Below are 20721 nucleotides of genomic sequence, written 5' to 3'. Positions count from 1 at the left end.
TTCATGACCCAGAACAAGAATCTCGCAGAGCTCTCCGCCGCCGGAATCTCGGTATGGCTGGACGACCTGTCCCGTGATCGCATCCGCTCGGGCAACCTGAAAGACCTGATCGACACCAAGAGCGTCGTCGGAGTGACCACCAACCCGTCGATCTTCCAGGCAGCCCTGAGCACGGGCGATGCCTACGACGAGCAGGTGACCAAGCTCGCCGGTGAAGGTGCCGACGTCGAGACCACGATCCGCACGGTCACCACGGACGACGTTCGCGAGGCCTGCGACATCCTGATGCCTCAGTACGAGGCAAGTGCAGGCGTGGACGGCCGGGTGTCGATCGAGGTCGATCCCCGCATGGCGCACGATGCCGACAAGACGTACGAGCAGGCCGTCGAGCTGTGGAAGATCGTCGACCGCCCGAATCTGCTCATCAAGATCCCGGCCACCGAGGCCGGAATCCCCGCAATCGCCAAGGTGATCGGCGAGGGAATCAGCGTCAACGTCACGCTGATCTTCTCCGTCGAGCGCTACGAACTGGTGATGAACGCCTACCTCGAGGGTCTCGAAAAGGCGCGCGCAGCCGGTCACGACCTCGACAAGATCCACTCGGTCGCGTCGTTCTTCGTCTCCCGCGTGGACAGCGAGATCGATTCCCGACTCGATGCGATCGGCACCCCCGATGCCGAGGCACTCAAGGGCAAGGCCGCTCTGGCGAACGCGCGCCTCGCCTACGTGGCGTACCAGCAGATCTTCGAGGTCGCTCCTCGATTCCGCGAGCTCGTCGGTAGCGGCGCGCGTCCGCAGCGTCCGCTGTGGGCGTCGACCGGCGTGAAGTCCGACGCCTACCCCGACACCATGTACGTCACCGAGCTCGTCTCACCGAACACGGTGAACACGATGCCGGAGAAGACCATGGACGCGGTTGCCGATCACGGCGAGGTCGTCGGCGACACCGTTTCGGGCAAGGGACCGGAATCGCAGGAGATCTTCGACCGCATCTCGGCGCTCGGTATCGACATCACCGACGTCTTCCTGACGTTGGAGAACGAAGGCGTCCAGAAGTTCGAGGCCGCCTGGAACGAGTTGCTCGAGGCCACCGGCGAGCAGCTTCGCCAAGCAGGTCAGAAGAGCTGATCGACTGTGCCCACCGCAGAAACCGAACCTCTCCATTCCGCGGACTGGCTCAACCCTCTCCGCGACGCGCGAGACAAGCGGCTCCCCCGCATCGCGGGCCCGTGCAGCATGGTCATCTTCGGAGTGACCGGCGATCTCGCGCGTAAGAAGCTCATGCCTGCGGTGTACGACCTGGCGAACCGGGGGCTTCTACCCCCCGGTTTCGCCCTGGTCGGGTTTGCCCGGCGGGAATGGCAGAACCAGGACTTCGCCAAGATCGTGCACGACTCCGTGCGCGATCACGCGCGAACGCCGTTCAGCGAGGAGGTGTGGAACACCCTCGCCGAGGGATTCCGGTTCGTCCAAGGCTCCTTCGACGACGACGACGCGTTCGACGAGCTGTCACGAACACTGACCGAGCTCGACGAGACCCGCGGCACCGGCGGCAATCACGCCTTCTATCTGTCCATCCCACCCAGCGCGTTCCCCGTCGTCCTCGAGCAGCTCTCGCGCTCGGGACTGGCGCAGAGCAAGGACGGCAATTGGCGACGCGTGGTGATCGAGAAGCCGTTCGGACACGATCTGCAGAGCGCGAAAGAGCTCAACGCGGTCGTGAACCGAGTGTTCCCCGAGGACACCGTGTTTCGGATCGACCACTATCTCGGCAAGGAGACAGTGCAGAACATCCTGGCACTGCGCTTCGCCAACCAGCTGTTCGATCCGATCTGGAATGCGCATTACGTCGACCACGTTCAGATCACGATGGCCGAGGACATCGGATTGGGCGGTCGCGCGGGGTATTACGACGGAATCGGTGCCGCCCGCGACGTCATCCAGAACCACCTTCTGCAGCTTCTCGCCATCACCGCGATGGAGGAGCCGGTCAGCTTCAACCCCAAGGAACTGCAGTCGGAGAAGATCAAGGTGCTCTCGGCAACCAAACTTGCCGAGCCACTCGATCGAACCTCGGCGCGCGGTCAGTACTCCGCGGGGTGGCAGGGCAGCCAGAAGGTGAAGGGGCTCAAGGAGGAAGAGGGTTTCGACTCCGAGTCGAACACCGAAACCTACGCCGCCATCACCCTGGAGGTGGATACGCGACGCTGGGGTGGGGTGCCGTTCTACCTTCGGACCGGCAAGGCACTCGGGCGTCGAGTCACCGAGATCGCGATGGTGTTCAAACGCGCTCCGCACCTACCGTTCGACGCCACGATGACCGAGGAACTCGGTCAGAACGCGTTGGTGATCCGAGTCCAGCCCGACGAGGGCGTGACGATGCGGTTCGGCTCCAAGGTGCCGGGCTCGAGCATGCAGGTGCGCGACGTCAGCATGGACTTCAGCTACGGCCAGGCGTTCACCGAATCCTCGCCCGAGGCGTACGAACGCCTCATCCTCGACGTGCTGCTCGGTGAGCCGTCGCTGTTCCCGGTCAATGCCGAAGTGGAACTGTCGTGGAAGATCCTCGATCCCATTCTGGAATTCTGGGCTTCCGGCGGCACCGCGGAACCGTACGAAGCCGGTACCTGGGGGCCTTCCTCGGGTGACGAGATGATGCACCGCACCGGACGCGAATGGAGAAGACCGTGATTGTCGACATCCCCGCCACGACGACGGCCGAGGTCGGCAAGAAGTTGGTGGAGGTGCGCGAAGCAGGCGGTGCGGTGACCATCGGCCGGGTGCTGACACTGATCGTCGCCAGCCGTGATCCGGCCAAGGCCGAACGGGCGATCGACGCAGCGAACGAGGCCAGCCGCGAGCATCCGTGCCGCGTCATCGTGCTCATTCACGGAGACCGATCCGCAGAATCGAGCCTCGACGCACAGATCCGTGTGGGCGGAGACGCCGGTGCATCGGAGGTCGTCGTGTTGCGCCTGAACGGCGAACTCGCCGATCACGAGCACAGTGTCGTCATCCCGTTCCTGCTGCCCGATACCCCGATCGTGGCCTGGTGGCCGGACGAGGCACCGACCGTTCCGGCGAAGGATCCGTTGGGGCGCTTGGCAATTCGGCGGATCACCGATGCGACGAACTCCCCCGACACCACCGCGACGATCAAGGGACGGCTCAGCAGCTACACCGAGGGTGACACCGATCTCTCCTGGAGTCGCATCACCTACTGGCGTGGTCTGTTGGCCACCGCGCTCGACCAGGCCCCGTTCGAGGCCGTCGTCTCGGCCACGGTGTCGGGACTGGCCGAGGAGCCCGCACTCGACATCCTGGCCGGCTGGCTGGCGGCAAAACTGGACGTGCCGGTCTACCGCCGGGCGGGTGAGCTGAAGGTGGAGCTGATCCGAGAGAACAGCAGCATTTCGCTGACGCGCCCGCAGACCGGAAAGACCGCAACCCTGCGGCGGACCGGTCAGCCGGACGCGGAAGTTGCACTCGCTCGGCGCAACACGCGCGAGTGCCTCGCCGAGGAATTACGCAGACTCGACACGGACGAGATCTACGAACTCGCCCTGCACGGACTGTCGAAAGTGAGCTATGAGTAAGACATCGGTACTTCAGTACTTGGACGCGCAGGCACTGGTCGACGCAGCACGATCTCGCTTCGTCGACGTGGTCACAGCCGCCCAGGCCGAGCGAGGCACCGCGTCGGTGGTGCTGACCGGCGGCGGCACCGGAATCGCATTGCTGGAGGCGCTGCGTACGGACTCCGGCTCGATCGACTGGGGCAGAGTCGACATCTATTTCGGTGACGAACGCTTCCTGCCCTCGGGCGATCCCGAGCGCAACGAGGTTCAGGCCGCGGAGGCGCTGCTCGATCACGTCGATGTCCATCCGGATCGGGTGTTCCGGATGGCCGCATCGGACGGACCGCACGGAAGCGACCCCGAGGTGGCCGCGGCAACGTATGCGCAGATCCTGCATTCCGGATCCGAAGGTGAGCCGACGCCCCGGTTCGACGTCCATCTCCTCGGCATGGGCGGCGAAGGCCACATCAATTCGCTCTTCCCCCACACCGATGCGGTGCGCGAGCAGCATCGCTTCGTCGTGGCGGTCGAGGACTCCCCCAAGCCCCCGCCGGTACGCATCACCCTGACGCTGCCTGCGGTTCGCCGCGCACAGCACGTGTGGTTGCTCGTCTCGGGAGCGAACAAGGCCGATGCCGTCGCTGCTGCGGTGGGTGGGGCCGATTCCGACGACGTCCCGTCGGCCGGCGCACTGGGTACCGAATCGACGGTCTGGTTCCTCGATGCAGGCGCGGCGTCCAAGCTGGACACCGTCTGATCCCACCCGACTAATCGGGGTCGGCAGCGTCGGGGTCACATCCGGGCCGCTCGCAGTCGTAGTCGCCGACGCTCCGGGCATATCCTGATATCGAACGACCGATCCGCCTACTGCTGATGCGGTAGGCGGATCCGTCTCTCCAGGTATCGATCGAACTGCAGCACTGCGTCATACCTCGTTGGACGCGATCGACCGACAACCGGTTCCTCGCCCCTCGTGCGTGGCTAACCGCTGTTGCGCAGCGCCGTCGCGAGACCGTTCATCGTCAGCAGAATTCCTCGCTTGACCCGTTCGTCGTCGTCACCGTTGCGGTATCGACGCAGCATCTCGACCTGCATCTGATTGAGCGGCTCCAGGTACGGGAACCGGTTGTGCACCGAGCGCTCGAGCGACGGGTTGTCTTCGAGCAGGCGACTGTGACCGGTGATCTTCAGGTACATCCGCACCGTCGTGGCATGTTCGGCTTCGATCATCCCGAAAATTCGCGCGCGTAGGTCTGCGTCGGGAACCAACTCCGCGTACCGAGCCGCGATGCCCAAGTCCGATTTGGCCATGACCTGCGCGAGGTTGGACAGAACGGTCTGGAAGAACGGCCACTTTCGATACAGGTCGGTCAGCACCTCGAGTTTGGAATCGTCGTCTCCGACCCACTCCTCGAACGCCGAACCGGTGCCGTACCACCCGGGGAGCATGACGCGGCACTGACTCCACGACATCACCCACGGAATGGCACGCAGGTCGTACACCGAGTTCGTCGGCTTTCTCGATGCCGGACGGGAGCCGATGTTCAGCTCGCCGACCTCGGCTACCGGCGTCGACGTTCGGAAGTACTCGACGAAACCGGGCTCCTCGTGCACCAGCCGGCCGTAGGCCGCACGCGCCTTCGCGGCGAGGTCGTCCAGGATGTCGTATGCGGCTTCTGCGCCGTCTCCGAGACCCTCCACATCCAGCAGAGTCGATTCGAGGGTTCCCGCAACCAGAGACTCGAGGTTTCGGCGCGCCATGGACGGCTCGGCGTATTTCGCCGCGATGATCTCGCCCTGCTCGGTGAGCCGCAACGATCCCTGTACCACTCCGGGCGGCTGCGCCAGGATCGCGTCGTAGCTGGGACCGCCGCCGCGGCCGACCGTACCGCCGCGACCATGGAAGAGCCGCAAGCGAATACCCGTCTTGCGTGAGGCCTCGAGCAGATCCAACTCGGCGCGGTACAGCGCCCAGTTCGCCGCGAGGTATCCACCGTCCTTGTTCGAGTCCGAATACCCCAGCATGACTTCCTGGTTCATGCCGCGCCCAGCGACCAGCGCGCGATAGATCGGAACGTCGAGCGTGGCGAGCAGGGTCGCGGCACCCTGCTGCAGATCCTCGATGGTCTCGAACAGTGGCACGACACCCACCGTCGACGTGGGTGCCGAGCCGTCGGTGCCGGGGTCGAAGATGCCCGCTTCCTTGAGCAGCAACGCCGCTTCGAGCATGTCACTGACCGACTGACACATGCTGATGATGTAGTTCTGGATGGTGTCGGGGCCCAGGTGGTCGATGGCCTCCTTGGCGGCCATGACGATGCCCAGTTCCTTGGTGGCGAGCTCACTGAGCTGCGCGTTGGGGCCGACCAGCGGCCGCCTGGTCGCAAGTTCCTGCGACAGAACCGAGACCCGCTCGTCCTCCCCGAGGGACATGTAATCGGAGTGGACACCGGCCCAGGCCAACAGCTCGGCGACCACCTCTTCGTGTGTCTCGGAGTTCTGCCTCATGTCCAACGCCTGCAGATGGAATCCGAACGTCTCGACCGACTGCCGAAGCCGGAGCAGACGATCATCGGCGATCAATGCATCCCCGTCGGCCCGCAGAGCCCGATCGATGACGTCGAGGTCGTCGAGAACGTCTTGCGGACCGGCGTACTTCTGCGCACCGAGGTCGATCCCGGAGACCGGCACCGCGTCGAGCACCGCCCGGGCGGTGGCCGTGAGCCGCGCCCGAATACCGGCGACGGCGACGCGATACGGCTCGTCCGATCGACGGTCGTCCGGCTCGGTCGATGCGCCGGCCAGAGCCTTGAGATCCTCGGTGACATCCACCAGACGCGCGGACATCGACAATTCCTTCTCCAGCGCGACCAATTCGTCGAGGTAATGCTCGAACGCCACGTATCCCGCTTGATGGGTCGCGGTGTGGACCACCTCTGCGGTCACGTTCGGATTGCCGTCGCGGTCGCCGCCGATCCAGGAACCGGGCCGGAGAATGGGGCGAGGCAGTAGATCGTCCTCGGGCCACCGTGCCCGCAGCGCTGCCCGCACGTCGGCGTTCAACGCCGGCATGACATCGAACAGGGAGGACTCGAAGTACCGGAGGCCGACCTCGATTTCGTCCTGAATCCTCAACCGCGACAACCGAATCAGAGCCGTCTCCCACAGGGTCAGTACTTGCCTGCGGATCTGCACGTCGATGGCGGCCAGTTCCTTCGCCGCAGTGGCGGCCTTGCCCTCACGTGCCGCAGCGGCGACATCGCGGCGCCGCATCAGCTCGGTGATCTTCGACTGCACATCGAACACGGTGCGTCGACGTGTTTCGGTGGGGTGCGCGGTGATCACCGGCGCGACCAACGCATCCGTCAGGGCCGCGGCCACCTGCTCACGCGACGGTGCTGCGGCATCGATCTTGAGCCAGGTGGCGTCGAGACTGCTGTCCTGTGGCGGGTCCTCGCGGTCGAGGTGAATCGCTCGACGACGTTCGCGGTGCAGGTCCTCGGCAAGATTGGCCAGCAGCGAGAAGTGACTGAACGCGCGAATCAGTGGAACTGCCTGTGCCACTTCGACGTCGGTGTAGCGACCGACGGAATCGTCGCGTTCTATCTCCGACCTGCGTACCGCGAAGGATTCGACGCGAGCCGACTCGATCAGCTCGAAGACGTCGTCGCCCTCGTGCTCGCGAATGATCTCACCCAGGATGCCGCCGAGATAGCGGATGTCCTCACGGAGAGGCTCTGTCAACTCCCGACCCTGAGCTGTCGGTGGGACGAAGGCTGGGGAACCGACTGACTCGTAGGAGGATTCGCTCATCCACCCAGTATCGTCGCTCCGTCACCAACTCGCACTCGGAGCCGAATCCGATCAGCTGTACTTGATCTCCAGACCAATACCGAGGATGGCGATGAGCCAGATGATGCCGGTGAAGACCGTGAGGCGATCGAGGTTCTTCTCGACAACGGTGGAACCGGAGAGGCTGGACTGCACTCCGCCACCGAACAGGCTGGACAATCCGCCGCCCTTGCCGCGATGCAGCAGGATCAGCAAGATCAGTGCCAGGCTGGTGACGACCAGCAGAATATCCAGAAACAGATCCATGTCCACCTCAAACTCGATTCGATGCCTTCAGCAGCCTACCTGGCCCCGCGAACGGCTTCGGACACCCCGCCGAAGCGAGGTGTCCGAAAACCGTTCGGTACAGCGTTGCCGATGGCCGATCAGGGCAGGGGTCCACCTGCGGCGATGGCCGACAACGTGGCGAACTCGTCCGCCTTGAGCGAAGCGCCACCGACGAGTGCGCCGTCGACGTCGGGCTGTCCTACGATCTCGCCGACGTTCTTCGCGTTGACCGAGCCGCCGTAGAGCACTCGCACGCCCGCAGCAACCTCGTCCGAGGACAGCGCCTTCAGTTCCTCACGAATGGCACCGCACACTTCCTGAGCGTCCGACGCCGACGCGACCCGGCCGGTACCGATGGCCCACACCGGCTCGTAGGCGATGACGACCTTGGAGATGTCGTCGGCCGACAGTCCTTCGAGTGACCCGCGCAGCTGTGCGACGTTGTAGGCCACGTGCTCGCCGGCCTCACGGATGTTCAGACCCTCGCCGATGCACACGATCGGGGTGAGCCCGTTCTTCAGGGCCGCCTTCGTCTTGGCGAGCACGACGGCGTCGTCCTCGCTGTGCAGCGTGCGTCGCTCGGAGTGACCGACGACGACGAAGGTGCACCCCAGCTTGGCCAGCATCGATCCGCTGATCTCACCGGTGAAGGCACCCTTGTCCTCGGACGAGACGTCCTGTGCACCGTAGGTGAGCAGGAGTTTGTCGCCCTCGACCAGGGTCTGCACGCTGCGGATGTCGGTGAACGGCGGGATCACCGTCACGTCGACCTTGTCGAAGTACTTCTCGGGCAACGAGAATGCTATCTTCTGCACCAGCGAGATGGCCTCGAGGTGGTTGAGGTTCATCTTCCAGTTGCCCGCGATGAGCGGCTTACGTGCCATGCGTTACGCCTCCAGGACGGATAGGCCGGGGAGCTGCTTGCCTTCGAGGTATTCGAGGGATGCACCGCCGCCGGTGGAGATGTGCGAGAAGCCGTCGTCGGGCAGTCCGAGGGTGCGTACCGCAGCGGCCGAGTCGCCGCCACCGACGACGCTGAACGCGCCCTTCTCGGTGGCTCCGATGATCGCTTCGGCGATGCCCTTGGTGCCGGCCGAGAACTTGTCGAACTCGAACACTCCGGCCGGTCCGTTCCAGAAGACGGTCTTGGCATTCGAGAGGACGACGGCGAAACGGCTGACCGAATCGGGTCCGATGTCCAGACCCATCCAGCCGTCCGGAATCTCGGATGCCTTCACGGTCTTCGCCTCGGCGTCCGCCGCGAACTTGTCTCCGACGACGATGTCGACGGGCAGGTGGATCACGTCGCCGAAACGCTCGAGCAGGTCCTTGCAGACCCCGATCTGATCCTCCTGCAACAGCGAGTTGCCGACCGAATACCCCTGCGCGGCAAGGAAAGTGAACGCCATACCGCCGCCGATGACGAGGGTGTCGACCTTGGGGGCCAACGCCTCGATGACGCCGAGCTTGTCCGAGACCTTGGAGCCGCCGAGCACCACCGCGTACGGACGCGCAGCGTCCTCGGTGAGCTTGGCCAGTACCTCGACCTCGGCAGCGACGAGAGTGCCCGCGTAGTGCGGCAGCAACTGCGCCACGTCGTAGACCGATGCCTGCTTACGGTGCACGACGCCGAATCCGTCTGAGACGAATGCTGCGTCGTCGCCGGCCAGAGCAACGAGCTCACGAGCCAGAGCAGCTCGCTCGGACTCGTCCTTGCTGGTCTCGCGCGGATCGAAGCGAATGTTCTCAAGCAGCAGCACGTCGCCGTCGGTCAGACCCTCGGCCCGAGCCTCGGCGTCCTGACCCACCACGTCGCCCGCGAGCTGAACATGGCGGCCCAGCAGTTCGCCGAGCTTCGCTGCGACCGGAGCCAGGCTGTACTTCGCGTCCGGCTTGCCGTCGGGACGACCGAGGTGCGCGGTCACGATGACCTTGGCACCCGCCTCGACCAGTGCCCGAAGAGTCGGGATCGACGCCTGGATGCGGCCGGGGTCGGTGATCGTGCCGTCCTCGAGCGGGACATTGAAGTCCGATCGCACGAGGACGCCACGGCCTTCGACACCGGCATCGAGCAGATCCTGCAGTGTCTTGACAGCCATCGGTGTCAGAGGGACTTGCCGACGAGACCGATGAGGTCGGCGAGGCGGTTGGAGTAGCCCCACTCGTTGTCGTACCAGGAGACGATCTTGACCTGGTCGTCGATGACCTTCGTCAGCGGCGCATCGAAGATCGACGAGTGCGGGTCGGTGACGATGTCCGAGGAGACGATCGGATCGGTGTTGTACTTCAGGATGCCCTTGAGGGGGCCCTCGGCTGCGGCCTTCATGGCGGCGTTGATGTCGTCGGCGCTGGCCTTCTTCTTCAACAGCGCAGTCAGGTCGGTGACCGAGCCGGTGGGGATCGGTACCCGAAGCGCGTAGCCGTCGAGCTTGCCGAGCAGCTGCGGGAGAACCAGGCCGATGGCCTTGGCCGCGCCGGTGCCGGTCGGCACCACGTTCAGGGCTGCGGCGCGGGCGCGACGCAGATCGCTGTGCGGCCCGTCCTGCAGGTTCTGGTCCTGCGTGTACGCGTGAATGGTGGTCATCAGACCCGAGACGATGCCGAACTCGTCGTCGAGAACCTTGGCGATGGGGCCGAGGCAGTTGGTGGTGCACGACGCGTTGGAGATGATGTTCTGGCTGCCGTCGTACTTGTCGTCGTTGACGCCCATCACGATGGTGATGTCCTCGCCCTTGGCGGGCGCGGAGATGATGACCTTCTTGGCACCGGCGTCGATGTGGCCCTGTGCCTTCGCAGCGTCGGTGAAGATGCCGGTGGACTCGACGACGACGTCGACACCCAGGTCACCCCACGGAAGTGCGGACGGGCCCTCACGCAGCGACAGCGCCTTGATCTTCTGGCCACCGACGACGATGGTGTCCTCGCCCTCGAGCGAGACATCGTGCGGCAAGCGACCCAGGATCGAGTCGTACTTGAGCAGGTGTGCGAGCGATGCGTTGTCGGTCAGGTCGTTGACAGCAACGATTTCGATGTCGGTGGTACCGAGCGCCTTCTGCGCATCGACAGCCCTGAAGAAGTTACGCCCGATGCGGCCGAAGCCGTTGACGCCTACCCGGATCGTCACTGTTCGCTCCTAAAAGTTGTGAAAACAGATGTCTGATTGTGCCTGCGTGCGGGGTGCCACACGCGGTTCCCACCCTAGTGTGCGCGCAGGCAGAGCGCGCGCATCACGTGATCGGGCCGGTCATGCCTCGTCGAGCAACTCGGCGGTGACGGCGGACTCGGTGTCCGGAATTCCGGTTTCCTTCGCCTTGCGGTCGGCCATGGACAGCAGGCGTCGAATTCGGCCTGCCACGGCGTCCTTGGTCATCGGCGGGTCGGCCAACTGGCCGAGTTCCTCGAGCGACGCCTGGCGATGCTGCACTCGGAGCGAGCCCGCGGCGGCCAGATGATCCGGCACATCCTCGCCGAGGATGTGCAGGGCCCGCTCGACGCGCGCTGCGGCGGCGACGGCGGCCCTGGCCGAGCGGCGCAGGTTGGCGTCGTCGAAGTTGGCGAGCCGGTTCGCGGTGGCCCTGACCTCGCGTCGCATCCGTCGTTCTTCCCAGATGAGCCGGGTGTCCTGTGCGCCCATGCGGGTGAGCAGTGCCCCGATCGCCTCGCCGTCGCGGACGACCACTCGATCGGTGCCGCGGACCTCGCGTGCCTTGGCGGCCACGCCGAGGCGTCGAGCGGCTCCGACGAGCGCGAGAGCTGCCTCGGGACCCGGGCAGCTGATCTCCAGAGCCGAGGACCGACCCGGTTCGGTGAGTGAACCGTGCGCCAGGAATGCGCCCCGCCATGCCGCCTCGGAGTCCCCCACCGTGCCGCCGACCACCTGGGCGGGCAGGCCGCGAACCGGGCGACCGCGCAGGTCCAACAGGCCGGTCTGCCGCGCCAGTGCCTCGCCGTCCTTGGCCACGCGCACCACGTAGCGAGAGGTCTTGCGGAGCCCGCCCGCTCCGAGCATGTGCACGTCGGAGGAGTAGCCGTACAGCTCGAAGATCTCCCGACGCAGCCGTCTCGCAATGGACCCGAGGTCCACCTCTGCCTCGACCACCACTCGGCCTGCCACGATGTGCAATCCGCCGGCGAATCGCAGGAGTGCGGACACCTCGGCCTTGCGGCAACTGACCTGACTGACGGTGAGCCTGCTCAGCTCGTCCTTGACCTCCGCTGTCATGGCCACGAAGTGATCCCCTCTCTGCGTGCGGTAGTCGGTGCGGTGCCGTCGGTGGACGACACGATGGAACCGAGAGCCGCAGCAAGCTTGCCGTAATGATGTGCGTGGGTGCCGTTTTCGGCAACGTCGACGTAAACGACCTCGGCACCGAGCCGGGCCGCTGCCCGCGCCACGTGCTCGCGGTTGCTGCCTTCCGGGACCGAGGCGGAATCGACCAACACGTAGTCGATTCCCAAATCCGGTGCGTGTTGGGAGAGTACGTGGACATGGCGCTCGGCGGAGAATCCGGTGGTCTCCCCCAGCTCCGGTGCGAGGTTCAACACCAGTACCTTCGGCGCGCTCGTGCGAGCGAGCGCGGCGAGCTGATCGGGCACCAACACGTGCGGGATGACGCTGGAGAACCACGATCCCGGTCCGAGCACCACGAGGTCGGCCTTCTCGATCGCAGCGAGTGCATCCGCCGAGGCAGGCGGTTCGGGTGGCAACAGTCGAACGCGGCGAACCTTGCCCGGAGTCGTCGCCACCGCAACCTGTCCGCGAATGACGCGGCTCACGCGTGGGTCGTCCTCCAGACCGGAGACATCGGCCTCGATGTCGAGTGCGATCGGCGACATCGGAAGCACCCGTCCGTCGATTCCGAGCATCCGCACCATCTCGTCGAGTGCGGCGATCGGATCGCCCAGTACCTCGGTGAGGCCGGCGAGGATGAGGTTGCCCACCGAATGTCCGGCCAGAGCGCCCGTGCCGCCGAAGCGGTGCTGCAGGACGTCCGTCCAGAGCTGCGTCCTCTCGTCCGATCGTGCCAGCGCAGCCAGTGCCATGCGCAGGTCTCCGGGCGGAATGACGCCGAGCTCGGCCCGCAGACGCCCCGAGGATCCCCCGTCGTCGGCGACCGTGACGATGGCGGTGACGTCGGGACCGAGCAGCCGGGCCGCCGACAGCGTGGCGTACAGGCCGTGCCCGCCGCCGAGCGCGACGATCCTGGGGCCCGCTGCCGGTACTTCGGTGTCGACCTCGCTCATTCGCGACCCAGATCCCGATGCAGCACGCGCACCGACACATCACCCTGGTCGGCGAGTATTGCCGCCAGTGCCTCGGTCATCGCGACACTTCGATGCTTTCCTCCGGTGCAGCCAACGGCCACCGTCATGTACCTCTTGCCTTCCCGCACGTATCCCTCGATGGTCAGATTCAGCAGGTGCGTGTACGTCTGCAGGTAGTCGCGTGCCCCGTCCTGCCCCAACACGTAATCGCGAACGTCCGCGTCCTGGCCGGTGTGTTCGCGCAGCTCGGGCACCCAGTGTGGGTTGGGCAGAAAGCGCACGTCGCAGACCAGGTCGGCGTCCATCGGCAGGCCGTACTTGAAGCCGAACGACTGCACGGTGACGCCCACTCCTGTGGTCTCGGCCGCACCGAACACCGTCTCGATCTTGCGCCGGAGTTGATGCACGGACAGGGACGTGGTGTCCACCGTGAGATCCGCAGCTGCCTTGACCTGAGCGAGTCGCAACCGTTCGGCGGTGATGCCCTCGGTCAGCGTTCCGTCCTGACCGTCGTTCTGCAGGGGATGGCTACGCCGGTTGGACTCGAATCGACGGATCAGCACGGCGTCGGACGCGTCGAGGAAGAGCACTCTGTTGCGCACGCCCTTGGAGTCGAGTTCTTTCACCACCCAGCCCAGATCGCCGGTGAACAGGCGGCTTCGAACGTCCATCACCAGTGCCAGACGCTCGATTCTGGGCTTGGACTCGCGTCCGAGATCGACCATCTTGGAGATGAGCTCCGGCGGTAGGTTGTCGGCGACGTACCAGCCGAGATCCTCGAGAATCTTGGCCGCAGTGCGCAATCCTGCGCCGGACACCCCGGTGACCAACGCCACCTCGATCTCGTCGTGCTGCGACTCCCCCTCGATGGACTGCTCGAGGTGTTCTTCGGACGGTGGATGTCTCTGTGTCTGGTGTTCGCTCACTACGAAGCCTGTCCCGCCGATTCCACACGCGGTGCGATCGCATGTTCCGCCGTGTTCTCGCCCGATGTCGTTGCACTTGCGTTGCCATCATCGCCTACATCGGCGTCGTCCGTGTCGGAACCCAGCGCGGCCAGCACCGACTTGGCCGTGGTCTCTCCGATTCCCGGAACCTCGACGATCTCCGCGACCGTCGCACGCTTGAGGTTGGCGACCGAACCGAAGTGTGCCACCAACGCTGTTCGACGCGACTCACCGAGTCCGCGAACCGAATCGAGGGCCGACGCCGTCATCCGCCGTGATCGCTTGCTGCGATGGAACGTGATCGCAAACCGGTGCGCTTCGTCTCGGACCCGTTGCAGCAGATAGAGCGATTCGCTCGTGCGCGGCAGGATGACCGGATCCTCCTCCCCCGGAACCCATACTTCCTCGAGACGCTTCGCCAGACCGACCACAGCGACGTCGGTCACGCCGAGCTCGTCCAGTACCGCTGCGGCGGCGGCCACCTGAGGGGCACCGCCGTCGACGACGAAGAGGTTGGGTGGATACGCGAACTTTCGTGGTCTGCCGGTCTGCGGATCCAAGGCCGCTTCGGGGGCCAGATCGCCCCCTGTCCCCTCGGCCGTACCGTCGGCCGAATGTCGCAGGAATCGGCGACGAGTCACCTCGGCGATGCTCGCCACGTCGTCGGAATGCCCGTCGCCTGCCGCTTCCTTGATCGCGTAGTGGCGGTAGTCGCTCTTGCGGGGCAGTCCGTCCTCGAAGACGACGAGCGAGGCCACCACGTCGGTTCCCTGCACGTGGGAGATGTCGATGCACTCGATACGCAGTGGTGCGGAATCCAGATCCAGCGCCTCCTGAATACCCTGCAGCGCAGCCGATCTGGACGTGAAGTCGCCTGCACGCTTGAGCTTGTGCTGCTGCAGGGCCTCCTTGGCGTTGCGCTCGACGGTCTCGGCCAACGCCTTCTTGTCGCCGCGTTGCGGAACGCGCAAGGTCACGTTCGAGCCACGGAGTTCACTGAGCCAGACCTGAACCTCGTCGGCGTTGTCCGGCAGGACCGGAACCAGTACTTCCCTCGGGACGGCATTGGATCCACCGTCGTCGCCGCCCGGTGCCTGTGCGGACAGGGCGGCCTGCTCGCCGTAGAACTGCGTCAGGAACTGTTCGACCAGAGCGGGCAGATCGGCCTCGTCCTGGCGTTCGATCACCTCGCCTGCCTTCTCCACCACCCAGCCGCGTTGCCCTCGCACACGGCCGCCGCGGACGTGGAATACCTGAACTGCCGCTTCCAGGGCATCGGTGGCGAAGGCGACGAGATCGGCGTCGGTGCCGTCGCCGAGCACCACTGCCTGCTTCTCCAGTGCTCGACGCAGCGCACCGACGTCGTCTCGGAGACGCGCGGCGGTCTCGAAATCGAGGTCCTCGGACGCAGCCTGCATCTTCTTCTCGAGCTGACGAACGAGCTTGTCCGTCTTACCGGCCAGGAAGTCACAGAAGTCCTCGACGGTGCGCCGATGCTCGTCGGCGCTGACTCGGCCGACGCACGGTGCCGAGCACTTGTCGATGTATCCCAGCAGGCAGGGTCTGCCGATCTGACTGTGGCGCTTCAACACTCCGGTCGAGCACGTGCGCGCGGGGAACACCCGCAACAGAAGATCCAGCGTCTCCCGAATGGCCCACGCGTGCGCGTAGGGGCCGAAATACCGCACGCCCTTGCGCCTCGGTCCGCGGTAGACGAACAACCGCGGGTATTCCTCGTTCATCGTCACCGCGAGCATCGGGTAGCTCTTGTCGTCGCGGTAGCGGACGTTGAACCGTGGATCGAATTCCTTGATCCAGTTGTACTCGAGCTGCAGGGCCTCGACTTCGGTGGTCACCACGGTCCACTCCACCGATGCTGCGGTGGTGACCATCTGGCGAGTACGTGGATGCAGCGAGGCGATGTCTGCGAAGTAGGAATTGAGCCGACTGCGGAGGCTTTTGGCCTTTCCTACGTAGACGACGCGACCGTGCGGATCGCGGAATTTGTACACCCCCGGCTCCACTGGGATGGTTCCGGTGGCCGGGCGGTAGGTAGCGGGGTCGGACACGGCATCCACGTTAGCCGTCGGGTCCGACGTTCTCCGCATCCGCAGCTCAGCTGTGGCGCGGAGGTACGACGTCAGTCCTGATCGGCCGCGACGTCCGGAACGGAGGCGGCGGGTGCGTATTTGCGTTCGAGGGTGCGGAACTGTCGGACCGCCGCGACCGCATGGTCACGATCGTTGGACTGGATGGCCATCACGTTGATGAACTCGTCGTCGGGAATGTCGACCCTGGCCCACATCGCTCCGTCCGGGAAAGACAGCCCCTGCACCAGATCCCACTCGATCAGACGCTCCGACAACAGGTTCCGTACCGCGACACCGGCCGGCCCGACGCGAATGCGCGGGCGCGTCAGCACCAGCGCCAGGCCTCCCAGAAGGACTCCGATTCCCGCCATCGCGAGCTGGTCGGCGGTCCTGAAGTACACCCCGGTCGGCGACACTCGCAGCAGGACGGCGACGGTCGAGTGCGCCACCACGAGCAGTACCGCGGTCGCGATGGCGTAGCGGGCCGACTTGCGCGACTTCACCACCATGTCCCACTCGGCGGACGGTGCGCTGCCGGTCACGTGAACTCCTGATTCGTCCAGGGTTGGCGGAGGTGCTTGAGAGTCAGCGCGGTATCGATCGCGGCCGCCGTGGCCTGTGCGCCCTTGTCCTCGAACGAACCGGGCAGTCCGGCGCGATCGAGCGCCTGCTGCTCGTCGTTGGTGGTGAGCACACCGTTGGTGACCGGAGTGCCCTCGTCGAGCGAGACACGCGTCAGCCCGGCCGTCACGGCGTCGCACACGTACTCGAAATGTGGTGTTCCCCCACGGATGACGACGCCGAGAGCGACGACGGCGTCGTGGTTGCGGGCCAGCGCCTGCGCGACGACGGGCAGTTCGATGGCTCCGGCGACACGGATGACCGTGACGTCCTCGATCCCCGCCGACTCGGCTTTGCGAAGTGCACCGTCGAGCAGCGCCTGGGAGATCTTCTGGTGCCACTGACCGGCCACGATCGCCAGCTTGAGATCACTCGCGCCTGCCAGCTGCAGGGTGGGTTCGCCTTCGCCGCTCATGAGGTGGTCCCATTTTCGAAGTCGTCGAGCCCGGTGAGGTCGTGGCCCATGCGGTCGCGCTTGGTGCGCAGGTAGGTGAGGTTCTCGGCGTTGGCACGCAACGGCATCGGCACTCGCTCGGTCACGTGCAGCCCGTAGCCGTCGAGTCCCACTCGTTTGGCGGGGTTGTTGGTCAGCAGCCGCATCGAGGACACGCCGAGGTCGACGAGGATCTGGGCACCGATTCCGTAGTCGCGCGAGTCGGCGGGGAGTCCGAGCTGCAGGTTGGCGTCGACGGTGTCGGAGCCTGCGTCCTGGAGTTGGTAGGCCTGGAGCTTGTGCAGCAGACCGATGCCGCGACCTTCGTGTCCGCGCATGTACAGCACGATGCCGCGGTCCTCGGCGGCGACCATTTCCAGGGCCGCGTCCAGCTGTGGTCCGCAGTCGCAGCGCAGTGATCCGAACACGTCGCCGGTGAGGCATTCGGAGTGCACTCGAACGAGCACGTCGTTGCCGTCCCCGTCGGGGCCCGCGATGTCGCCGCGGACGAGCGCGACGTGTTCGACCTCGTCGTAGATGCTCTGGTAGCCGACGGCGCGGAACGTGCCGTGGCTGGTGGGGATTCGGGCGTCGGCGACGCGAACGACGTGCTTCTCGTGCTTGCGACGCCAGGCGATGAGGTCGGCAATGGAGATGAGAGCGAGGTCGTGTTCGTCGGCGAAGACGCGCAGTTCGTCGGTCTGGGCCATCGCGCCCTCGTCCTTCTGGCTGACGATTTCACAGATGACGCCTGCAGGCCTCAGGTCTGCCATGCGGGCGAGGTCGACGGCCGCCTCGGTGTGGCCGGGGCGACGCAGCACTCCGCCGTCCTTGGCGCGAAGGGGTACGACGTGGCCCGGCCGGGTGAAGTCGTTGGCACCGGTGTCGGGATCGGCGAGCAGTCGCATCGTGGCCGCCCGGTCGGAGGCCGAGATTCCGGTGCCGATGCCTTCGCGGGCGTCGACGGTGACGGTGTACGCGGTGCCGTGCTTGTCCTGATTGGTGGCGAACATCGGTGGCAGGCCGAGCCGGTCGCAGTCCTCACCGGAGAGCGGAACGCACAGGTAACCGGAGGTGTAGCGGACCATGAAGGCGACCAGTTCGGGGGTGGCCTTCTCGGCGGCGAAGATGAGGTCGCCTTCGTTCTCGCGGTCCTCGTCGTCGACGACCACCACTGCTTTGCCCGCAGCGATGTCCGCAACTGCGCGCTCGATACTGTCGAACCTGGTCACCACGGTGTGCTCCATACGTCTCGGGCCTGGCTCAGCGCCCTGGAAATTCTCCGATGCACCATCGATTGCGTGCACGTCAACAGTACTTACTGTGCGTCGATCGTCTGCAGCCGCTCCACGTACTTGGCGATGACGTCGACTTCGAGGTTGACCGGCGTTCCGGCCTCGGCCGTGCCGAGAGTGGTCAGGTCGAGGGTGGTGGGGATCAGGGAGATCTCGAACCAGTGCGCACCGTCGTCGGCGCCGAGTCCGGAGACGGTGAGCGAGACGCCGTCGACGGTGATCGAGCCCTTCTCGACGACGTAGCGTGCGACCGAGGTGGGCAACGCGATGCGTACGACCGTCCAGTTCTCCGACGGGGACCGGCCGATGATGGTCCCGGTGCCGTCCACATGGCCTTGCACCAGGTGCCCACCGAGACGGCTGCCGAGCGCGGCTGCCCGTTCGAGGTTGACGCGGCTGCCCACGTCGAGGGCACCGAGGCTCGAGCGGTTCAGCGTTTCCTGCATGACGTCGGCGGTGAATCCGCCGTCCGGCAGCACCTCGACGACGGTCAGGCAGACGCCGTTCACGGCGATGGAGTCGCCGTGGCCTGCATCCGAGGTCACCACCGGTCCGCGGACGGTGAACCGCGCGGCGTCGGGAAGTTCGTCCTTGGCCACGATCTCGCCGAGCTCTTCGACAATTCCGGTGAACATCTACTTCGCTCCTTCGGGCACGACGCCGATCAGAATGTCGTTGCCGATCATGGTGACTGTCTCCGTGCGGAACCGAATTGCGTCGGCAATTGTTCCGATACCCGCATTCTCCACCGCTGCGGGCCCGCTGCCCAACACGGCCGGCGCGACGTACGCCACGACGCGGTCCACCAGCCCGGCGGCGAGGAACGCTCCGGCCAACGTCGGACCGCCTTCGAGCTGGATGTCGGTGTGCTCGTGCAGAGCGTCGATCACGGCGGCGGGATCGTGTGTGTCCAGGAACACGGTGGGTGCGTCGGATCCACGGATTGCCGCGGTCGACGGAATCGGCCGCGATCCGACGACGACGCGCACCGGTTGGTGGGGTGCAAGGGTGCCGTCGGGACGTCGTGCGGTCAGGCGCGGGTCGTCGGCCAAGACGGTCCCGGTACCGACGACGATCGCGTCGAGCTTGGCCCGTTCGGCGTGGACGTGCGCCCGGGACTGCGGTCCGGTGATCCACTGGCTCGTGCCGTCCGCCGCCGCGCTACGTCCGTCGAGGGTGGCGGCATATTTCCACGTCACGTGCGGCCGCCCGGTGCGTTGCTTGTGCAACCAGGCGCGCAGCGGCCCCTGCCGCACCTCGGTCTCGCCGGTCCCCTGTTCGACGCGAATGCCCGCCGCTCGCAGGGCTGCCCCGCCGCCCGATGCGAGCGGATTCGGATCTGCGACGGCGTGCACGACCGCGGCGATGCCGGCAGCGATCAGGGCCTGTGAGCACGGTCCGGTGCGGCCGGTGTGGTTGCAGGGTTCGAGGGTCACCACCGCGGTACCGCCGCGAGCTCGGTCCCCGGCCTCGGCCAGCGCGACGATCTCGGCGTGTGGCCCGCCGGGCGGGCGAGTCGAACCGATGCCGACGACGATGCCGTCGGCATCGAGGATCACCGCGCCGACCGGGGGGTTGGGACTGCTGATGCCCCGGGCGGCTTCGGATGCCTCGACGGCGAGGGCCATGGCGTCCGCGACGGACAGTGCTGCGCCCCGGCCGTTCATTACGACAGGTGGTGTGATGCGCGGGCGGCGCGGGCACGGAGGTCGCGCACGGCGACCGCGGGGTCGGCGGTGTTGTAGACGGCAGATCCGGCCACGAAACAGTCGATTCCGGCCTCCGCGGCCTGCTCGATCGTGTCGGAGTTGATGCCGCCGTCGATTTCCACTATCAGACGGAGATCACCGGAATCGACAAGTGCCCGAACAGCTTTTGCTTTGGAGAGCACCTCGGGCATGAACGACTGTCCGCCGAAGCCCGGCTCCACGCTCATCACCAGCAGGGTGTCGAAGTCGCGCAGGATCTCGAGGTACGGCTCGATGGGTGTTCCGGGCTTGACGGACAGGCCCGCTTTCGCACCCGCGGCGCGGATATCGCGTGCCACTGCTGACGGGTCGTCGGTTGCCTCGGCGTGAAAAGTGACGTTGTACGCCCCGGCCTCGGCGTAGGGCGGAGCCCAGCGGGCCGGGTCCTCGATCATCAGGTGGCAGTCGAGGGGGATGTCAGTCGCCTTCAGCAAGCTCTCCACTACCGGCAGACCCAGGGTGAGGTTCGGCACGAAGTGCGCGTCCATGACGTCGACGTGCAGCCAGTCGGCTCCGGCCACCGCCTCGGCTTCGGCAGCCAGACGAGCGAAATCAGCGGACAGGATCGAGGGGGCAATCATCGGGGAAACCACGATTGACGAGCCTAGCCCAGCCGGTATCGTTC

The 20721-nt window shown here is 65.8% G+C and carries 19 protein-coding genes; 4 read left to right on the top strand and 15 right to left on the bottom strand.

Annotation, left to right across the window (positions count from 1 at the left end; all coding sequences use genetic code 11):
• Window positions 1-3: 3 nt before the first annotated feature.
• From tal to pgl, 4 genes are read left to right on the top strand one after another with little or no spacing between them, the layout of a single operon-like run.
• Window positions 4-1128 carry a transaldolase gene (gene tal, locus R4P47_RS09985; protein WP_317784684.1) on the top strand — a complete coding sequence of 375 codons (1125 nt, stop codon included), beginning with the start codon at window positions 4-6 and terminating at the stop codon, window positions 1126-1128.
• Between the two features lie 6 nt (window positions 1129-1134).
• Complete coding sequence (zwf, locus tag R4P47_RS09980) at window positions 1135-2691, top strand: glucose-6-phosphate dehydrogenase (RefSeq protein WP_094615170.1); 1557 nt, start codon at window positions 1135-1137, stop codon at window positions 2689-2691.
• Entirely contained in the window at window positions 2688-3596 is a 909-nt protein-coding gene (gene opcA / locus R4P47_RS09975; RefSeq protein ID WP_317784683.1) for a glucose-6-phosphate dehydrogenase assembly protein OpcA, read from the top strand. The genes zwf and opcA overlap by 4 nt, the downstream gene beginning before the upstream one ends.
• Complete coding sequence (gene pgl, locus R4P47_RS09970) at window positions 3589-4335, top strand: 6-phosphogluconolactonase (RefSeq protein ID WP_317784682.1); 747 nt, start codon at window positions 3589-3591, stop codon at window positions 4333-4335. Before opcA ends, pgl begins: the two co-directional genes overlap by 8 nt.
• Before the next feature lie 224 nt (window positions 4336-4559).
• Here the strand turns inward: pgl and ppc are convergent, their stop codons facing one another.
• From ppc to rpe, 15 genes are all read right to left on the bottom strand, one after another.
• Window positions 4560-7391, bottom strand: coding sequence for a phosphoenolpyruvate carboxylase (gene ppc, locus R4P47_RS09965; protein WP_317784681.1), 2832 nt, complete (start codon window positions 7389-7391; stop codon window positions 4560-4562).
• Window positions 7392-7442: 51 nt separating this feature from the next.
• On the bottom strand, window positions 7443-7676 hold the full coding sequence (gene secG, locus R4P47_RS09960; protein ID WP_317784680.1) for a preprotein translocase subunit SecG: 234 nt from the start codon (window positions 7674-7676) through the stop codon (window positions 7443-7445).
• A gap of 119 nt (window positions 7677-7795) precedes the next feature.
• On the bottom strand, window positions 7796-8581 hold the full coding sequence (gene tpiA, locus R4P47_RS09955) for a triose-phosphate isomerase (RefSeq protein ID WP_068050527.1): 786 nt from the start codon (window positions 8579-8581) through the stop codon (window positions 7796-7798).
• A gap of 3 nt (window positions 8582-8584) precedes the next feature.
• On the bottom strand, window positions 8585-9796 hold the full coding sequence (locus tag R4P47_RS09950; protein WP_032377823.1) for a phosphoglycerate kinase: 1212 nt from the start codon (window positions 9794-9796) through the stop codon (window positions 8585-8587).
• Between the two features lie 5 nt (window positions 9797-9801).
• Window positions 9802-10821, bottom strand: coding sequence for a type I glyceraldehyde-3-phosphate dehydrogenase (gene gap, locus R4P47_RS09945; RefSeq protein ID WP_032365753.1), 1020 nt, complete (start codon window positions 10819-10821; stop codon window positions 9802-9804).
• 120 nt (window positions 10822-10941) lie between these two features.
• Entirely contained in the window at window positions 10942-11925 is a 984-nt protein-coding gene (gene whiA / locus R4P47_RS09940) for a DNA-binding protein WhiA (protein ID WP_068050529.1), read from the bottom strand.
• Window positions 11916-12941, bottom strand: coding sequence for a uridine diphosphate-N-acetylglucosamine-binding protein YvcK (locus tag R4P47_RS09935; RefSeq protein ID WP_149405832.1), 1026 nt, complete (start codon window positions 12939-12941; stop codon window positions 11916-11918). Before R4P47_RS09935 ends, whiA begins: the two co-directional genes overlap by 10 nt.
• Window positions 12938-13831 carry an RNase adapter RapZ gene (gene rapZ, locus R4P47_RS09930; RefSeq protein WP_094642373.1) on the bottom strand — a complete coding sequence of 298 codons (894 nt, stop codon included), beginning with the start codon at window positions 13829-13831 and terminating at the stop codon, window positions 12938-12940. Before rapZ ends, R4P47_RS09935 begins: the two co-directional genes overlap by 4 nt.
• Window positions 13832-13887: 56 nt before the next feature.
• Complete coding sequence (uvrC, locus tag R4P47_RS09925; protein ID WP_317784679.1) at window positions 13888-15978, bottom strand: excinuclease ABC subunit UvrC; 2091 nt, start codon at window positions 15976-15978, stop codon at window positions 13888-13890.
• 71 nt (window positions 15979-16049) lie between these two features.
• A complete protein-coding gene (locus tag R4P47_RS09920) occupies window positions 16050-16508 on the bottom strand; it encodes a PH domain-containing protein (protein WP_317784740.1) in 459 nt (152 codons plus the stop codon).
• Window positions 16509-16537: 29 nt separating this feature from the next.
• Window positions 16538-17035, bottom strand: a complete 498-nt coding sequence (gene ribH / locus R4P47_RS09915) for a 6,7-dimethyl-8-ribityllumazine synthase (RefSeq protein WP_032398003.1) — start codon at window positions 17033-17035, stop codon at window positions 16538-16540.
• Window positions 17032-18285, bottom strand: a complete 1254-nt coding sequence (locus R4P47_RS09910; RefSeq protein ID WP_149405834.1) for a bifunctional 3,4-dihydroxy-2-butanone-4-phosphate synthase/GTP cyclohydrolase II — start codon at window positions 18283-18285, stop codon at window positions 17032-17034. The genes ribH and R4P47_RS09910 overlap by 4 nt, the downstream gene beginning before the upstream one ends.
• Window positions 18286-18371: 86 nt before the next feature.
• Window positions 18372-18983: a riboflavin synthase gene (locus R4P47_RS09905; protein WP_300524378.1), complete on the bottom strand. Its 612-nt coding sequence runs from the start codon at window positions 18981-18983 to the stop codon at window positions 18372-18374.
• On the bottom strand, window positions 18984-20015 hold the full coding sequence (ribD, locus tag R4P47_RS09900) for a bifunctional diaminohydroxyphosphoribosylaminopyrimidine deaminase/5-amino-6-(5-phosphoribosylamino)uracil reductase RibD (protein WP_149405836.1): 1032 nt from the start codon (window positions 20013-20015) through the stop codon (window positions 18984-18986).
• The gene (gene rpe, locus R4P47_RS09895; protein WP_300521304.1) at window positions 20015-20689 is read right to left on the bottom strand and encodes a ribulose-phosphate 3-epimerase; all 675 of its coding nucleotides are present in this window, start codon (window positions 20687-20689) and stop codon (window positions 20015-20017) included. Before rpe ends, ribD begins: the two co-directional genes overlap by 1 nt.
• Between the last annotated feature and the right edge of the window lie 32 nt (window positions 20690-20721).

This window comes from Rhodococcus sp. IEGM 1370 (assembly GCF_033142325.1).
Lineage (GTDB): Bacteria > Actinomycetota > Actinomycetes > Mycobacteriales > Mycobacteriaceae > Rhodococcoides.
Note: the sequence above shows the minus strand (reverse complement) of the source record. Positions and strands in the feature narration are given on the sequence as shown.

Excerpts from the sequence above, each read along its gene's own strand:
- secG (WP_317784680.1), bottom strand. The coding sequence starts at position 7,676 with ATGGATCTGTTTCTGGATATTCTGCTGGTCGTCACCAGCCTGGCACTG.
- R4P47_RS09920 (WP_317784740.1), bottom strand. The coding sequence starts at position 16,508 with ATGGTGGTGAAGTCGCGCAAGTCGGCCCGCTACGCCATCGCGACCGCG.
- R4P47_RS09935 (WP_149405832.1), bottom strand. The coding sequence starts at position 12,941 with ATGAGCGAGGTCGACACCGAAGTACCGGCAGCGGGCCCCAGGATCGTC.
- R4P47_RS09905 (WP_300524378.1), bottom strand. The coding sequence starts at position 18,983 with ATGTTCACCGGAATTGTCGAAGAGCTCGGCGAGATCGTGGCCAAGGAC.
- tpiA (WP_068050527.1), bottom strand. The coding sequence starts at position 8,581 with ATGGCACGTAAGCCGCTCATCGCGGGCAACTGGAAGATGAACCTCAAC.
- pgl (WP_317784682.1), top strand. The coding sequence starts at position 3,589 with ATGAGTAAGACATCGGTACTTCAGTACTTGGACGCGCAGGCACTGGTC.
- ribH (WP_032398003.1), bottom strand. The coding sequence starts at position 17,035 with ATGAGCGGCGAAGGCGAACCCACCCTGCAGCTGGCAGGCGCGAGTGAT.
- tal (WP_317784684.1), top strand. The coding sequence starts at position 4 with ATGACCCAGAACAAGAATCTCGCAGAGCTCTCCGCCGCCGGAATCTCG.
- R4P47_RS09950 (WP_032377823.1), bottom strand. The coding sequence starts at position 9,796 with ATGGCTGTCAAGACACTGCAGGATCTGCTCGATGCCGGTGTCGAAGGC.
- ribD (WP_149405836.1), bottom strand. The coding sequence starts at position 20,015 with ATGAACGGCCGGGGCGCAGCACTGTCCGTCGCGGACGCCATGGCCCTC.
- ppc (WP_317784681.1), bottom strand. The coding sequence starts at position 7,391 with ATGAGCGAATCCTCCTACGAGTCAGTCGGTTCCCCAGCCTTCGTCCCA.